At 71.4% G+C, this 15,799-nt stretch carries 15 protein-coding genes; 6 read left to right on the top strand and 9 right to left on the bottom strand.

Features of this window, described 5'->3' with window-relative positions:
- Nucleotides 1-81 precede the first annotated feature (81 nt).
- Entirely contained in the window at nucleotides 82-816 is a 735-nt protein-coding gene (locus AB0N02_RS02700; RefSeq protein WP_363941819.1) for a class I SAM-dependent methyltransferase, read from the top strand.
- Nucleotides 817-1,081: 265 nt separating this feature from the next.
- A complete protein-coding gene (locus AB0N02_RS02695; RefSeq protein ID WP_363941816.1) occupies nucleotides 1,082-1,255 on the top strand; it encodes a hypothetical protein in 174 nt (57 codons plus the stop codon).
- A gap of 63 nt (nucleotides 1,256-1,318) precedes the next feature.
- Here the strand turns inward: AB0N02_RS02695 and AB0N02_RS02690 are convergent, their stop codons facing one another.
- From AB0N02_RS02690 to AB0N02_RS02670, 5 genes are all read right to left on the bottom strand, one after another.
- The gene (locus AB0N02_RS02690) at nucleotides 1,319-2,464 is read right to left on the bottom strand and encodes an acetyl-CoA C-acetyltransferase (protein WP_363941814.1); all 1,146 of its coding nucleotides are present in this window, start codon (nucleotides 2,462-2,464) and stop codon (nucleotides 1,319-1,321) included.
- 239 nt (nucleotides 2,465-2,703) lie between these two features.
- Nucleotides 2,704-4,221: a DUF2079 domain-containing protein gene (locus tag AB0N02_RS02685; RefSeq protein ID WP_363941811.1), complete on the bottom strand. Its 1,518-nt coding sequence runs from the start codon at nucleotides 4,219-4,221 to the stop codon at nucleotides 2,704-2,706.
- Complete coding sequence (locus AB0N02_RS02680; RefSeq protein WP_363941808.1) at nucleotides 4,218-5,087, bottom strand: class F sortase; 870 nt, start codon at nucleotides 5,085-5,087, stop codon at nucleotides 4,218-4,220. The genes AB0N02_RS02685 and AB0N02_RS02680 overlap by 4 nt, the downstream gene beginning before the upstream one ends.
- 13 nt (nucleotides 5,088-5,100) lie before the next feature.
- Complete coding sequence (locus tag AB0N02_RS02675) at nucleotides 5,101-6,030, bottom strand: hypothetical protein (protein WP_363941806.1); 930 nt, start codon at nucleotides 6,028-6,030, stop codon at nucleotides 5,101-5,103.
- Between the two features lie 332 nt (nucleotides 6,031-6,362).
- Complete coding sequence (locus AB0N02_RS02670) at nucleotides 6,363-7,499, bottom strand: glycerophosphodiester phosphodiesterase family protein (RefSeq protein WP_363942499.1); 1,137 nt, start codon at nucleotides 7,497-7,499, stop codon at nucleotides 6,363-6,365.
- Between the two features lie 314 nt (nucleotides 7,500-7,813).
- Here AB0N02_RS02670 and AB0N02_RS02665 point away from each other — a divergent pair, with 314 nt between their 5' ends.
- Entirely contained in the window at nucleotides 7,814-9,193 is a 1,380-nt protein-coding gene (locus AB0N02_RS02665) for a carotenoid oxygenase family protein (protein WP_363941803.1), read from the top strand.
- Between the two features lie 71 nt (nucleotides 9,194-9,264).
- Here the strand turns inward: AB0N02_RS02665 and AB0N02_RS02660 are convergent, their stop codons facing one another.
- The gene (locus AB0N02_RS02660; protein ID WP_363941802.1) at nucleotides 9,265-9,717 is read right to left on the bottom strand and encodes a hypothetical protein; all 453 of its coding nucleotides are present in this window, start codon (nucleotides 9,715-9,717) and stop codon (nucleotides 9,265-9,267) included.
- Nucleotides 9,718-9,903: 186 nt separating this feature from the next.
- Nucleotides 9,904-10,845, bottom strand: coding sequence for an alpha/beta hydrolase (locus AB0N02_RS02655; RefSeq protein WP_363941800.1), 942 nt, complete (start codon nucleotides 10,843-10,845; stop codon nucleotides 9,904-9,906).
- 277 nt (nucleotides 10,846-11,122) lie between these two features.
- Between AB0N02_RS02655 and AB0N02_RS02650 the strand changes: the two genes are divergently transcribed.
- Nucleotides 11,123-11,521, top strand: coding sequence for a DUF4259 domain-containing protein (locus tag AB0N02_RS02650; RefSeq protein ID WP_363941798.1), 399 nt, complete (start codon nucleotides 11,123-11,125; stop codon nucleotides 11,519-11,521).
- A 21-nt stretch (nucleotides 11,522-11,542) separates the two neighbouring features.
- Here AB0N02_RS02650 and AB0N02_RS02645 read toward each other — a convergent pair whose 3' ends face one another.
- Complete coding sequence (locus tag AB0N02_RS02645) at nucleotides 11,543-12,826, bottom strand: glycerophosphodiester phosphodiesterase family protein (RefSeq protein ID WP_363941796.1); 1,284 nt, start codon at nucleotides 12,824-12,826, stop codon at nucleotides 11,543-11,545.
- Between the two features lie 264 nt (nucleotides 12,827-13,090).
- On the opposite strand from AB0N02_RS02645, the gene AB0N02_RS02640 reads away from it, so the two are divergent.
- Both AB0N02_RS02640 and AB0N02_RS02635 read left to right on the top strand, forming a co-directional pair.
- Complete coding sequence (locus AB0N02_RS02640) at nucleotides 13,091-13,882, top strand: GNAT family N-acetyltransferase (protein ID WP_363941794.1); 792 nt, start codon at nucleotides 13,091-13,093, stop codon at nucleotides 13,880-13,882.
- 116 nt (nucleotides 13,883-13,998) lie between these two features.
- Nucleotides 13,999-14,781 carry a methylenetetrahydrofolate reductase gene (locus AB0N02_RS02635; protein WP_363941792.1) on the top strand — a complete coding sequence of 261 codons (783 nt, stop codon included), beginning with the start codon at nucleotides 13,999-14,001 and terminating at the stop codon, nucleotides 14,779-14,781.
- A gap of 25 nt (nucleotides 14,782-14,806) precedes the next feature.
- On the opposite strand, the gene AB0N02_RS02630 is transcribed toward AB0N02_RS02635, so the two are convergent.
- Nucleotides 14,807-15,769: a threo-3-hydroxy-L-aspartate ammonia-lyase gene (locus AB0N02_RS02630; protein WP_363941790.1), complete on the bottom strand. Its 963-nt coding sequence runs from the start codon at nucleotides 15,767-15,769 to the stop codon at nucleotides 14,807-14,809.
- Nucleotides 15,770-15,799: the final 30 nt, after the last annotated feature.

Below are 15,799 nucleotides of genomic sequence, written 5' to 3'. Positions count from 1 at the left end.
CGGGGGAAGCGCCAGTAGACTCTCTGCCTGTCCCTAGCCGTGGTCTCCACGGTTTCCCGTGAACAAGCTGGACGGAACCGCATGTCTGGGTATGACCGTGTAGTGCAGCCGGCGGCCGGTGACGAGGCCCTGGAGAACCACCTCGGTGGGGACGAGGCCAAGAACTACCGGCAGTACGAGCTCGACATGGTCGCCCCGCACGTGGGCCGGTCCATGCTGGAGATCGGTTCGGGCCTGGGGCACTTCGCCGAGGCGTTCCTGCCCCGCCTGGACAGGCTGGTGGTCAGCGACTTCGACCCCTACTGCGTGGACCAGCTGAGCAAGCGCTTCGCGGGCCGCGACGACATCGACGTGCTGCAGTTCGGCCTGCCGACCGAGATCCCGATCGGCGAGAAGGTCGACACGGTCGTGATGATGAACGTGCTGGAGCACATCGAGGAGGACGTCGAGGCCCTGCGGTCCCTGGCCAGGGTCACCGTGCCCGGCGGCCGGATCGTCATCTGGGTTCCGGGCTACATGCAGCTGTACGGGGACTTCGACCGCAAGGTCGGCCACGTCACCCGCTACACCCCCGCGACCCTGCGCAGCACGGTCTCCAAGGCCGGGCTGGACATCGACGTGCTCAAGCCGATCAACTTCCTGGGCGGCATCGCCTGGTGGGTGGCGGTCCGCCGCGGCGGCGTGGGCTACCCCGACCCCCGCCTGGTCAAGATCTACGACCGCACGGTGGTCCCGGTCACCCGTTTCATCGAGCGCTTCATCCGGCCGCCGTTCGGTCAGACCGTCTTCTGCGTGGCCCGCGTCCCGAAGAAGTAGTCCCGGCGAAGTAGTCCCGGCCTCCTCGGAGTCACGCCCGCCCCGGCGGGCGCGGCCCGCTGGAGGGGTGTCCGAAATAAATGGGTTGCACCGCCCGGCGAGGCCGCCATACGGTGCTCGCATGTGGATTAACTCCTAAGAAGCCGGCGTCGATCAGCCTCGTCTGATCCGCCCGCGCTCAGCTCTCTGGCCCGTTCGTCTGACGCGGCGGCTGAGTCTCCGGCACGGCATCGACCGCGTCGTCATGATCTTCAAGGAGTCCCATATGCGAATTCGTGTTGCCCAGAACCCCGACGGTGACGGTAAGACCACCCCGTCCCGCACGCCCCTTCCCGAGCGGAACCTGCCTCCCGCGGCGCCCCGGCGCGTGCCGATGCCGCCCATGCCGGCGAGGCCGACCAGGCAACCGCGCCGGATCCCCGGCAAGGGCGGTCGCTGACGGCGTGAACGCCCCGGTCCCCGCTTCCCGGACTCCCGGGTTCTCGCGGGGACCGGGGCGCTCTCACAGGCGTTCGACGATCGTGACGTTCGCCTGGCCGCCGCCCTCGCACATCGTCTGCAGGCCGTACCTGCCGCCGGTGCGCTCCAGCTCGTGCAGGAGCTTGGTCATCAGGACGGCGCCGGTCCCGCCCAGCGGGTGGCCCAGGGCGATGGCGCCGCCGTTGGGGTTGACCCTGGCCGGATCGGCGCCGATCTCCCTGATCCACGCCAGCGGGACCGGGGCGAACGCCTCGTTGATCTCGACGACGTCGATGTCGTCGATGGACAGGCCCGACTTCTTCAGCGCCTTCCTCGTCGCCGGGATCGGCGCGGTCAGCATGTAGACCGGGTCGTCGCCGGTGAGCGTCAGGGTGACGACGCGGGCCCGCGGTGTCAGGCCGTGGTCGCGGACCGCCTGCTCCGAGGCGATCAGAAGGGCTCCGGAGCCGTCGGAGATCTGCGAGGAGGTCGCCGCGGTGATCCGGCCGCCCTCCCGCAGCGGCTTCAGCGACGCCATCTTCTCCAGCGTGGTGTCGGCGCGCGGGCCCTCGTCGTCCTCTACGCCGTCGATCGGGGCGATCTGGTCCCGGAAGCGGCCGGCGGCCACGGCCTCGGCCGCGCGCCGGTGACTCTCGTAGGCGAACCGCTCCAGCTCCTCGCGGCCGAGGTCCCACTTCTCGCACATGAGCTCGGCCCCGCGGAACTGGGAGATCTCCTGCCTGCCGTACCGTTCGACCCACAGGTCGCCGAACGGGAAGGGCATTCCCTTCTCCAGCGCGGCGGTGACCGAGGAGCCCATCGGCACGATGCTCATGGACTCCACTCCGGCGGCCACCACGAGATCCTGGGTGCCGGACAGCACCCCCTGGGCCGCGAAGTGGATCGACTGCTGGGAGGAGCCGCACTGCCGGTCCACGGTCACCCCGGCGACGCTCTCCGGCAGGCCGGCCGACAGCCAGGCGTTGCGCGCGATGTCCATGCTCTGCGGGCCGAACTGCATGACGCAGCCCATGATCACGTCCTCGACCGCGGACGGGTCGACGCCCGTGCGCTCGACGAGGGCCCTGAGGGTGTGCGCGGCCAGGTCGACGGGGTGGACGGCGGACAGGCCGCCCTTCTTCTTACCGATCGGGGTGCGGACCGCTCCGACGATGTACGCCTCTGCCACAGTGCCTCCCGTTCATGAAACCGAGCATTGTTCGGTCATTTGGAGGCTACCCCAGAATCTCCCTCTCTGTCCCTCTCCCGAGCCCCGCGCCGCCACCCGGCGGCGCCCGGCGGCGCCCGGCGGCGCCCACCGAGTGACCGCGGGCGGACGTGAGGGACCGCGAATGGACGCGAGCGGCTCAGAGCGACCAGAGCCCGGCCCAGGACGGCCCAGGACGGCCCAGGGGGGCTCAGGGGGGCTCAGGACGGCCGGTTCAGCACGATGTAGCCGTCGCGGTCGAACACCTTGACGTAGCCGGTCCGCAGCGCCTCGTCGACCCGCTGCTGCTGCACCTCGGGAGCACCGAACGGATAGGTCCACCGCGCGACGTCGGCCACGATCCACGGCGCGCCGTAGGACTGCGGCCCCCACAGCAGCACCGTCGTCCGCTCGGTGAGCGCCGGTCCGACGTTGTTGGCCGCCTCGACCACCACCCCGTCCGGGACCTTGGCCACCGCCTCCCGCGCCGCCGCGACGTACGGCTCGCCCTCGTAGAACGACGCCCTCAGGAGCTGGCCCATCGCGAAGCGGGGCACGAGCGTGATCGCGATCACGCAGACCGCGAACGCCCAGCGCCCGGTCAGCCCCCGCGCGGTCAAACGCCCGGGCAGGCCGTCGGGGAAGCGTCCGGAGAGCCACCCGGCGAGCCGGTGGACACCGTCGACCCCGGCGCAGACGAGGATGGCGACGACGAAGGCGTTGTACTGGTAGTCCGGCCCCCACCACTGCGGCCGGTCGGCCAGGAACCGCTCGGCGACGAGCGGGACGGCCACCAGGACCAGCGGCGACAGCAGCGCGGTCAGCAGCATCGGCCACAGCAGGAAGGCCAGGGTGTCCACCTTGACCTCCGGGCTCACCATCTGCCACAGCGTGCCCAGCGGGTCACGGACGATGGACAGCCCGACCTCCCCCATGGTCGCGCCGCGGCTGCCGTACGCCCAGTGGAACCCCTCGCCTCCCCCTCCGACCAGCGGCATCAGCAGGCCGCGGATGCTCAGGAGCGCGGCCACCCCGAACAGGACGAACCCCACCCCTTCGAGGCGCCGCCTGGTGAGGAACAGGTACACCCCGAACCCGGCGACCAGCAGGCCCATGTCCTCCTTGACCATGAGGATGCCCAGGGCCGCGAGCGCCGCGTAGCGCATCCGGCCCGCGTCCGCCCGCTCGATCATGATCGCGCTGAGCAGCGGGACGAACACCACCTCGTGGAAGTCGAACCCGGCCACCTGCGCCACCGGCCACGAGAGCAGGTAGGCCACGGCGACCAGGTGGGCGGAGACCGGGCCGAGGCGGCGCTTGGCGTAGTGCCAGATGGGGACCGCGGCCAGCGCGAGCAGTACGGCCTGCGCGACGATCAGCGTCTCCGGGCCGTTGTGGATCCAGTACAGCGGGGCCAGGACCGCCAGGATCGGGGAGAAGTGGTCGGCGAGCTGGAGGAAGTCCATTCCCTGGCCGTAGGGCATGCCGACCGAGGGCGCCGTGGGCGGCCCGAAGCTCGCGTATCCGCGCACGGCCTGATCGAAAATGGCCAGGTCGAAGATGCTGGCCTTGAACGTGGAGAGCTTGACCAGGCCGAGCACCGCGTAGGCCGTCGCGGCCAGCGCCGCGAGCGCTCCCAGCGTCAGCCCGTGGCGCCGCCCGCGCACGAACGCCGGGACGTCCAGGGTCCTCGGGGTCTTCCTCAGCGGCTCTTCGGCGGCCGCGGTCACGGCGCTCATGCTCTGCGGGTGCTCGTCATCGTCGCGTACGCGATGACGTTGTCCGTGTAGTGACCCGTGGTGTGATCGTAAGTGCCGCCGCACGTGATCAAATGGAGCTGGGGGTTGGGCGATTCGCCGTAAACACGCTGCGTCGGGAACACCGTTTTCTCCGCCTGTTCGAGTCCGCCTACCGTGAAAATCGCGATGATGCCGTCCTTGCGGTGCACCTCGATCACATCGCCGTTCCGGATCTCCCCGAGACGGCTGAAGACCGCGCTCCCCGACCGCGTGTCCTTGTGGCCCAGCATGATCGCCGGTCCCGCCTCTCCCGGTGTGGGGCCGGAGCGGTACCAGCCGACCAGGTTCGGGTCGCCGACCGGCGGCACCTCGATCGCGCCCTGCTTGTCGAGCCCGACCGAGGTGATCGGCGCGTTGACGCCGAGCCGTTTGATGACCAGGCGCACCGGGGTCGAGGGCTGCATCGGAGGGGCCGGCGGGAGGTTCGGCAGGGGCGGCGGCACGGTGGGAGGTGCCTGGAAGTAGGGCTCGGCCGCGTTGGCCTGGCTGCGGGGTGGCAGCGTGGTGCGCCGCTCGGCCAGGCCGTACTGGTCGGGTGAGACCGCCACGAACAGCAGGCCGACCAGCACCGTGACCACTCCGGCCACCCCGGCCAGGATGAGCACCGAACGCAGGATCCGGCTGCCGCCGTCGCCTCGGTGGCCCGGCCACTCCCCGTACGGCTGCTCGTACGGCGGGCCGTACCCCGGATATCCCTGCTGGGGATGGGGGTGAGGGTGAGGTGGCTGGACGGGTCCCCGGGAGGAGGGCGGCACCGGCCTCGGCGGACGCCCCGTCGGCCAGTTGTCCGGCGTCGGAATGGTCATCCAGCGGCTCCGGTCAGCCCCTGGTCGCGGTACGGCGGCGCAGCACCAGCCCGCCGGCCCCCGCCGCCGCGATCATCATCGAGCCCGCAAGGATGATCATGCGCGCGTCGGGTCCGGCCTCTCCACCTCCGCCCGTTGAGGCGCCGCCGCCCGGAGTCTCGCCGATCTGCCCGACCTCCCGGGGCTTGGCCGTCTTGGTGCGGGTGATGGTGACCGTCGGCTCCGGCGTGGTCTCCGTGGCGGTCGGGGTCTGGGTCGGGGTCGTGGTCGGCGTGGTGGTCCCCGTCGGGCTGTTCGAACTCGTCGGCGATCCCGAAATCGAGGGCTTCACCGTGATCAGCAGCGCCGCGGCCGACGCCTCCGCCGACGCGGTGGTCGCGACCGTGCAGTCGTAGATGCTGTCGCCCACTCCGGTCCCCACTCCGGTCCCCGCGGCGTGCACGAGGGTGAAACCGGCGGGCTGGACGCCGATGACCCCGGTCGCGGTCGGGGTCAGTGTGATCAGCACGCTGGGGAGAACCGGCAGCGCGCCGTTGGCGGTCACCGCTCCGGGGGTCGCCGAGGTCGTGATCAACCGGGTCTCCGCGGGGGTCGGGAGCGGCGAGCCGGTGATCACCACGTCCGCCTCGACCACGAGCCGGTCACCGGCCGCGATGGCCGACGGGGCGACCAGGAACGGCGACGCGGTGGGCTGTCCCAGCTTCCAGGTCACCACGATGGTGGAGTTGGGCGTGGAGAGGGAGGGGCCGGACAGGTCCATCTGCATTTTGTAGGTGTTGTTGGTGACGGTGCCCGAGGACGGGGTGCACGTGTAGGTGACCCCCTTGGGAGCGGCCGTCAGCGAGGCGATCGCCGGAACCGCGCCGAAAAGAATGCCCGCGCCTAGTATTCCAATGACGGCCGTCTTGACCGTGACGCGACGCCGCGCCTTGGACTTCAGCACAGTTTTCTCCACTTCGGCACAGTTGACCGCTTTGGCGCGGTTGCCCACGATTCCAGGCGATGGTCACAGTCCGGCATAGATCCTATGAACACAAACCGTGAGATGCGCGCCAGTTAGCAAAACGGGCACAAATTCTCTCCCGTCCCACTGTGTCCGTATTCACCTGTCTCTCAAATGAACACGCCGGGAGCAGGGATGATCACCGCTCGCCGCTTCCGCTCCGCTCCTCAAAACGGCACGGAACGCACAGGCCTGTCAGTCTCCGGACGGCCACCGGCGCGCCCGAAACCCCGCGGTCTCCTCCGCCGTCCGCCGCCGAGCTCCCCGGCGGCTCAGCCACCCGCGAGGAAGTCGTCGCGCGTGGCACGTGCGGCACCGGGGTCGTCGGCGAAGACCCCGTCCACGCCGAGCCCGTAGAGCCGCCTCAGCCAGCCGGCCACGTCTCCGGCGGCGCGCCGGTAGTCCGGGCTCGCGGGATCCCCACGCCGGTACTCGGGCGGGAGATGCTCGTTCTCGCCGCGGATGGTCGCGACATGAACCCCCAGCCCCCTGCCGTGAGCGTCCCGGACGAGCGAGGTGGGCGCCCCCAGCCTCCCGTCGGGGCCGGTGGGCACGACCCGCGAGGTGACCACGCCGACGACGTCGGCGTACCCCGCGACCCACTCCAGGCCCTCCGGGGTGATCATGTCCTCGTACGTACGCCGGTCACCGGCCGCCTCCAGGTCGTACGGCGCGCCGGACGCCTTGATGAGCTGGACGAGCCGCACCCGCGTGACCGAACGCAGTCGCCTGAGGTTTCCCGTCTCGAAGGACTGCACGAACATGGGAGCGCACGCGTCGTCCCAGCCGTGCCTCCTGAGGGTCTCCACCAGCGGTTCCTCGAACGGCAGCCCGATCGAGGCGAAGTAGCTCGGGTGCTTGGTCTCGGCGTAGACGCCCACCCCGTTCCGCCGGGCGAGCTCGATGACCTCGTCCAGCGTCGGGATCGACGCCCGCCCGTCGTAGGCCGTGTTGGCGGGGCGCAGCTTGGAGAAACGCTCCCTGGCCCGGAGGGTGCGCAGTTCCCCGAGCGTGAAGTCCTCGGTGAACCAGCCGGTGCGCCGTACGCCCTCGACGATCTTGGTGGTCCTGCGGCCGGCGAACTCGGGGTGGTCGGCGACGTCGGTGGTCAGCGAGAGCTCGTTCTCGTGCCGGGCGACCAGCACGTGGTCCCTGGTGGGGACCAGGTCGGGCTCGATGTAGTCGGCCCCCATCCGGATGGCGGCCTGGTAGGCCGCGAGCGTGTGCTCGGGCCGGAAGGCGCTGGCACCGCGATGCGCGATGACGATCGGCTCCCGGTCGCCGCACACCCGCCGGACGGCCGTCACCGCGGTGGCCGGGGACCCGGCGAACGCCGCCGGCTCCGCGGGCCCCGCGACTCCGGTTCCCACGAGCACGACCAGCATCCCGGCCGGCACCCTGCCCACCATCCCGGGCACACCCCGCTCTCCTGCTCTCGCGGGGGGACGCCGACATCGCTCACCACCTACCCGGCACGGCGAGACGGCCAAACGATCAGGGAGCACGAAGATCCACTTCTGTACCGGCCCATTAACGATCACGGGGCCCGCCGTGCCCCACCACGCCCGCCCAGCCGGACGCGTTCCGCGGAGAACATTCGAGAGCCGCGTGACCTGCGGCGGAACGGGACGGCTGACGCGGGCGGCAAGAACAAGACTGTTCCTTCGACGGTCGTCCGGGCACTGTGGGCGGCGCCACCGGCCCCTCACGACAGGAGATCGCGATGACCGTGGAGACAGGCGGTGCCGTACCGCTGCACCTGGCGGGCAACAACGCGCCGATCGCCGAGGAGGTGACGCTGGAGCCGAGCGAGGTGATCGGCTCCATCCCCGAGGAACTGTCGGGACAGTTCTTCCGCAACGGCCCCAACCCGCGCGCGGGGTGGTCACCGCACTTCTTCGCGGGGGACGGCATGATCCACACCGTCGCGCTGGAGAACGGCAGGGCCGCCTGGTACCGCAACCGGTACGTGCGCACCCCGCTGTACGAGCACCCGGGCGAGTCCCGGTTCGCCCTGGCCTTCGACCCGGTCACCTCACGCGTCGACTACCGGGTCACCACCGCCAACACCCATCTGATCGCCCACGCCGGCCGACTGTTCGCCCTGGAGGAAGGGGGTTTCCCCTACGAGGTGACCCCGGAGCTGGCCACGATCGGGCCCTTCACCTTCGACGGGGCGCTGCGGACGCCGATGACCGCGCATCCCAAGACCTGCCCGATCACCGGGGAGCTGCTGTTCTTCGGCTACCGGCTCCGGCCTCCCCACCTCACCTACTACCGGGCCTCCCCGGACGGCCGGGTGCTCCAGACACAGGTCGTGGACGTACCGCGGGCGACGATGATGCACGACTTCGCGGTCACCGCGCACCATGTGGTCTTCATGGACCTGCCCGTCGTCTTCGACGCGCGGCAGGCGGCCGCGGGCGGCCCTCCGTGGAGGTGGGACGAGGGGCACCGTGCCCGGTTCGGCGTCCTGCCTCGGGCCGACGGCGAGGCCCCGGTGCGCTGGTTCGACGTCGACCCCTGCTACGTGTGGCATACCCTGAACGCCTTCGGGACCGAGGACTCGATCGTCGTGACCGGCACCCGCGTCGAGACGCTGTGGCGTCGGGGACCCGCCGACGTCGGCGGCGGGCTGCCCAGCCTGCACCGGTGGACCCTGCACCTGCCCTCGGGAACGGTCACCGAGAGCCGCCTGGACGACGCGCCCAGCGAGTATCCGCGACTGGCCGACACGAGGATCGGGCTGCCCCATCGCTACGGCTACACGGTCTCCTTCTCCATGGACGCCGAGCCGGAACGCACCGAGATCTACAAGTACGACCTCGCCTCCGGCACACGTGGCGTTCACCGCCTGCCCGCCGGGCACACCTGCGGCGAGGCGGTCTTCGTCCCCAGGGCCTCCGGCCGCCACGAGGACGACGGCTATCTGCTGACCTTCGCCCACGACCGTTCCAGGGGGACCGGCTACCTGGCGATCCTGGACGCCGCCGACCTCGACGCGGACCCGGTCGCGCAGGTCCGCCTCCCCGTGCGCGTCCCGGCCGGTTTCCACGGCAACTGGATACCCGGACGACGCCGGTCGCCGCGGCGAGGAGATTGACCGTCACCGGGAGCACGGCCCGGCGGAACGGAACGGTCCGGCGAAAGGGGCGAGCTGGAAAGGGGGGTGGGTCAGTCGGTCAGGCGCAGGCGGATCAGGTGGCCGTGGGTGGCGAAGACGCCGTCGCCGTCGAGCATGCCCATGGCGCAGTCGACCGTCCTGTCGTCGATCTGGCGGGCGAAGAAGGCCGCCTCGGCGATCGTGGACAGCAGGCGCAGGACGTCGCCCATCGGCAGCCCACGCGCCGCCCCGTCCGTCCGATCCGCCCCGTCCGCCCCGGACGCGGGTGCGAGGTCGACCACGTAGACGCTGTCGTCCGTCAGATGGGCCCCGGTGATGCGCCACGGCGAGTCCGGCCCGTCGGCGACCTGCCGAAGCCGGGGAAGCAGGTGCACGTCGGGTTCCTCGGTGACCCAGCCGTCACGGCCCATGTGGGCCAGGAGCTGCTCCACGGAGGGGGCGATCGCCTTTCCGGAGGCGATACCGATGAAGCGATCGTCGCTGTCCCAGCGCCTACGTTCCATGACCGCACCGTATCCACTCCCACCGACCACGACAAGACCGTCACCGCCGGGGGATCGCCTCCCCCGCGCGGCCACCTCCCCGCGGGCGTCTCCCTTCGCAACCCCTCTCGTAGCCCCTCCCACGGCCACCTCCCCGCGGGCGTCTCCCCCAAGCCGCCTCCGCCCGCAAGCCGTCTCCGTCCGCGGTCATCCCCGTCCGCGGGCGGCGGCGACCCGGCCGATCTCGTCGAGGACGAGGTCGGGCTGGGCGTTCTGGACGTAGTGCTCCGTCGTGGCCGCGACCACCAGGCGCCCCCGGCTCGACAGCGCGGCGACACGTCTGGCGTGCTCGGTGTCCGCCTCGGGCTGACCCGCCGCGCAGATGACCGTTACCGGCAGATCCCCCCACGCTCCGGGGCGGACCGTCGCACCGACCTGGGCGGCGCTGTCCACCGAGGCCCACGCCTCGGCGCGGGCGGCCGCCATGCTCGCCGAGCCGTAGACGACGGTGGCGGCGGCCCGCGCCTCCGCGGTGGCCTCGGGCGGCAGGAAGGCGCCGGTCCACAGCCTGAGAAGGCCGAGCCGGGCGACGAACCGGTTGACGGTGAACTGGAGGCCGAGCAGCGGCCGGGAGATCCGCAGCGCGGTGACGGCCGTCTCGTCGGTGACGTCGATCAGCACCAGTCCCGCGGTCAGGCTCCGCCAGCGGTCGGCGAAGAGGCGCGCGGTGTTGCCGCCGTAGGAGTGCGCCACCAGGACGTACGGCCCCGCCTCCCCCGAGGCGGCCAGCAGCGCGTGCAGTTCCCCGGCGGTGCGCTCCGCCGTACGGGGTGACGGGCCCTCCTCGCTCCAGGCGTATCCGGCCCGGTCGTAGGAGCACACCCGGTTACGGGCGGACAGCCGCCGCTGGATCACCTCCCAGCTCGCACTGGACTCGGCCAGTCCCGCCTCCAGCACCACGGTGGGGGCGCCGCCGCCGGTGCAGTACAGGTGCAGGCGGTGGCCGCCCACATCGATCAGCCGCCCGGGTGCCGGGTGCCGGGCGGCGTCCCCCCGCCCAGCGCTCGTCTCGTAGGCGAATCCCGCTCCCGCCGCCAGTACGAGCAGCGCGGCGCCCACGGCGACGATCCGCAGGAGCGCACGCCACATCCGTCGCCTTCCGCGAGACCGCGCCACCGGTGAGCTCTCAAGCCGTTCGTCCGCCATGTCTTGACGGTAGGGAGACGGTCTGCCCGTTTCCTCCTCCGCGCAGCGGGACCGGTCGTGCGACCGCCGCCTCATGGACCGCCGTCTTCTCATCCGCCGGAAGGAATCCTTTCGGCCATGCCGGAGAGCGCGGGCGGCGGCACCCGATTTTGACGGGGCGCTCCCCTACGCTCGGCGCTGCCCGGACAACGGCGTGAACGACGGATGGCAGAGGTGTGATGTGGGAGCTTGGGACCTGGGACCGTTCGAGAACGACGGTGCCCTCGATCTGCTCGGTGATCTCGACGGTACGGCGGACCCGGCGGCCGCCCTCGCCGGGGCGATGCGGGAGATCCTCGCCCAGGACGACTACGTGGAGGGCCCGGAGATGTCCGGCGCCGTGGCGGCGGCCTGCGTCGTGGGCGCGCGCCTGGTCGGCGCCGAACCCGCCCCCGTGGCGGCCAGGTGGCTGGACGCCAACCCGTTCGAGGTCGACGCCGAGCTGCGCGGCCTCGCCGCGCGCACCCTCGAAAGGGCCGCGCGTCCCGACGACAACGAGCTGTACGAACTGTGGGACGAGGCGGACGGCAGCCGGGCGTGGCTGGAAACCCTGACCCCCTACCGGCGGGCACTCGCCTGACGGCGACCGCGGGTCAGGCGATCAATGATCCTCGCCGCACAGTCGCTCTCTCGCGAGGCGCGCGGTGGCCGGGTCGTTGGCGAAGACGCCGTCCACCCCGAGCGTGTAGAGCCGTTCCACCCAGCTCGCCGCGTCGCCGACGGCGCGGCGGTAGGCCGGACGGCCGGGATCCCCCCGCCGATACTCCACCGGAAGCCCCGCGTTCTCGTCATGGATGGTCGCGACGAGAACCTGGAGGCCCTGCCGGTGGGCCTCCTCCACGAACGAGGTGGGCGTCCCCAGCCTCCCGTCGGAACCGGCGGGCAGGATCCTCGACGTCATCACGCCGACGGCGTCGGCGTACTCGGCGATCCGCCGCAGCCCCTCCGGGGTGGCCAGGTCGTCGTAGGTCCGGCGCTCACCGGCCGCCGCCAGGTCGTACGGCGTGCCGCGCCGGCCGATGAGCTGGATGAGACGCAACCGCGTGGCCGAACGCAGGTCCCTGAGATTCTTCGTCTCGAAGGACTGGATGAACACCGGGGCCGTGCCGTCCTTCCAGCCGTGCCGCGCGAAGGTCTCCAGCAGCGGCTTTTCGACCGGCAGCCCGATCGAGGCGAAATAGGTCGAGTATTTGATCTCGGCGTAGACGCCCACACCGCGCCGCTGGGCGAGCGTGACGGCCTCGTCCAGCGTCGGGATCCGTTCCCGCCCGTCGTAGACCCTGTTGTGCGGCCGTCGCCTGGGGTAGCGCTCCTTCGTCCTGAGGGTGCGCAGTTCGTCGAGTGTGAAGTCCTCGGTGAACCATCCGGCCCGCTGGTGACCGTTGATCGTCTTGGTCGTCCTGCGGTCGGCGAACTCGGGATGATCCGCGACGTCGGTGGTCCGCGAGAGCTCGTTCTCGTGCCGGGCGACCAGCACGTGGTCCTTGGTGGGGACCAGGTCCAGCTCGATGTAGTCGGCCCCCATGCGGATGGCGAGGCGGTAGGAGGCGAGCGTGTGCTCGGGCCGGAAGTCACTGGCACCGCGATGCGCGATGACGCTCAGCTTCCGGTCGCCGCACCGGGACCGTTCGGCCTCCCCTTCGGCTGTCGTCCCTCCCTCGTCCGTGACCGCCCCGGGCTCGGAACCCGACGCCTTCGTGTTTCCCGCGTTTCCCGCGTCCCCCGCGTCCCCCGCGGCGCCCGTGGCGCCCGTGGCGCCCGTGGCCTCCGTGACGCCCCCGGACCGGGGGTCGGCGCACGCGCCCCCCGCCACGAGCATGATCCCTGTGAGCACCGCCCCCGTGAGCACGGCCGGCATACCGGCCCGCACCACCTTGCTCGCCACTTTCGCACCCCCGCTTTCTGGTTACACGGGGGGCACACTGGTATCACCACACATCTACCCGGATAGGAGAAGAAGACTCTTCTCCGGACAACAAAGCACATCACCGACACTCTTCTCACCGTCCACCGAACCGGCCACCGAACCGGCCACCGGTATCTCGCCCCGCCACCCGGTTCGCCCGGCGCCAGATCCCCATGGAGCGCCGCCGTTCTCCGGCGGAAAACCCACGGAAAACCCGTGGACACGGCACATAGGGTTTCCACGATGGGAACAGATGCCTTGCTGGCGACCTACGACGAGCAGATGCGCGGCAGCGTGCCCGCTCCGGGTCCCGGGGTCGTGCACGAACAGGACGGGCCGCTGCTGCGGGTGGTCGGCCGCTTCCGCGGCTTCGTCGTCGCCCCCCGCGACGTGGGGGCGCGCGGCGCGGAACTCGACCGGCTGATCGCCCGGCAGCGCGACCGCTTCGCCGAGCGCGGGCAGGCCGTCCAGTGGAAGACCTGGGGTCACGACGAGCCCGCCGACCTCGTCGACCGCCTCCGCGACGCGGGCTTCGTACCCGAGCCGCAGGAGACCGTGCTCATCGGGATGGCGAAGGAGCTGGCGGTGGAGCCCGTACTGCCGGACGGGGTCGTGCTGCGCCAGGTGACCGCGGACGACGACATGCGGAGGATCGCCGCCATGGAGTCGGTCATCTGGGATCAGGATCTGAGCTGGGTCGGTGAGCAGCTGATCGAAGACCGTGCCGCCGCCCCCGACGAACTCGTCGTCGTGGCGGCCGACGCCGGCGGGGAGTTCGTCTCCGCCGGTTGGCTCTCCCACCGGCCGGGAACCGACTTCGCCGGGCTGCAGGGCGGCTCGACGCTGCGCGAATGGCGGGGCCGGGGGATCTACCGCGCGCTGGTCGCCGACCGCGCCCGGCACGCCGCCGCGCGCGGCGTGCGGTATCTGCACGTGGACGCCTCGGACGACAGCGCCCCGATCCTGCGTCGCCTGGGTTTCCGGGCCGTGACCACCACCACCCCGTACGTGTGGACCCCGGCTCCGCCTTCCTAGAAGATCGGCGGGCCCTGTTCGACGCGGCGCGGCACCGGCGCGAGGCCCGGGGCGTCCTGTACGGCGAAGATCCGGATCCGCCTCCCTTTCCCTCCCCTCGTCCTTAGATTGGCCCCATGACCAATCCCTCGTTCCAGGTGATCTGCGAGATCGAGCCGCCCACCCGGCCGGACCTGATGCACGTCCGGCACCAGATCGGCACCCTGAGCAAGGTGGCCGACGCCTTCCTCGTCCCCGACAACCACATCGGCCGCGCCACGGTCTCCAGCGTGGCGGTCGCGCACGAGGTCGAGTCGATGGGCGGACGGAGCATCGCGTGTCTCAACTCGCGCGACCGCAACCTGCTGGGACTGCGCCGTGACCTGCTGACCGCGGCCGCGTACGGCGTCGACCGGTTCCTGTTCGTCTACGGGGACAAGCCCGCCTCGGGCAACCGGACCGGAGACCTGAACGTCCGGGCGATGATCGAGGAGGTTCGCGCCCTGCCGCAGGACCCCGCGTTCGCGGGAACACGGCCCTTCCAGGTCGGCACGGCCGCGGGGCTCCGTCCGCTGCCCGCCTGGAAGCGCGCGGCGGACTTCGTGTTCGTCCAGGTCGGCTTCTCGCTGGAGACACTGCTCAGGTGGCGTGAGGCCAACCCGGTGGACGTCCCCGTGTACGCGGGCGTGATGGTCCTCGCCAGCGAGAACCACGCCCGGCGTCTCGCGGCCGCGATCCCCGACATCGATATTCCGGACGAACTGGTGGAGAAGGTCGCCGCCGACCGCCTCGCCGGGGTCGAGGCCACCTGCGAGCAGGTCCTCCGGATCCGCGACTCCGGGGCCTTCGACGGTGTGCACCTGATCCCGGTCAGCCGCTACCGCGAGGTGGCCGCCCGGCTGGAACACCTGCTCGGCTGAGGGCGGCGGACGGTCCGGTCCGCGGTCAGGAGGCCAGCAGGGAGGCGAAACGGCCGAGGTCGACGTTGCCACCGCTGACGATCACACCGACTCTCCGGCCGCCCAGGTCGGCGGCGAGTCCGCGGACGGCGGCGAAGCCGAGGCATCCGGTGGGCTCGACGACGATTTTCATGATGGATCCGAAGACCCTCATGGCTTCGACGAGTTCGGCGTCGGTGGCGGTGAGGATGTCGTCGACGTCACGGCGGATGATGGCGAACGTGTGGACGCCGAGGTGCTGGGTCTGCGCGCCGTCCGCGATGGTCTCCGGGGTGTCGATGTGGACGATGGCACCCTCGCGCAGGGATCTCCTGCCGTCGTCGCCCGCCTCGGGCTCGACGCCGTACAGCCGGCAGCCGGGCGACAGCGCCCGCGCCGCCAGCGCGGTACCGGACAGCAGCCCGCCGCCGCCCAGGGGAACGAAGAGCGCGTCGAGGTCGCCGACCTCCTCGAACAGTTCCATGGCGGCGGTGCCCTGACCGGCGATGACGTCGGGGTGGTCGTACGGCGGGACCAGCGTGAGACCGCGCTCGGCGGCCAGCGCGCGGCCGATCTCCTCCCGGTCCTTGGTGTAGCGGTCGTAGCGGACGACCTGTCCGCCGTACCCCAGGGTGGCGGCCAGCTTGGCGGCGGGGGCGTCGTGCGGCATGACGATCGTGGCGGGGATGTCCAGCAGCCGGGCGGCCAGCGCGATCGCCTGGGCGTGGTTGCCCGAGGAGTAGGTGACCACGCCCGCGCGCCTCTGCTCGGGGGTGAACCGCGACAGGGCGTTGAAGGCGCCGCGGAACTTGAAGGCGCCCATGCGCTGGAAGTTCTCACATTTGAACACCACGTCGGCGCCGACGCTCTCGTTGACGAGGCGGGAGCGCAGCACCGGGGTGCGGTGGGCGTGGGCCGCGATGCGGGCGGCGGCGCTCCGGACGTCGTCGTAGGTCGGCGGCTGAGGCATTGGCCGGTTCCTCTGGCTTCGCGGGGTCTG

Origin of the sequence: Streptosporangium sp. NPDC051022 (assembly GCF_040683035.1) — a bacterium.
Taxonomy (GTDB): domain Bacteria; phylum Actinomycetota; class Actinomycetes; order Streptosporangiales; family Streptosporangiaceae; genus Streptosporangium.
Note: the sequence above shows the minus strand (reverse complement) of the source record. Positions and strands in the feature narration are given on the sequence as shown.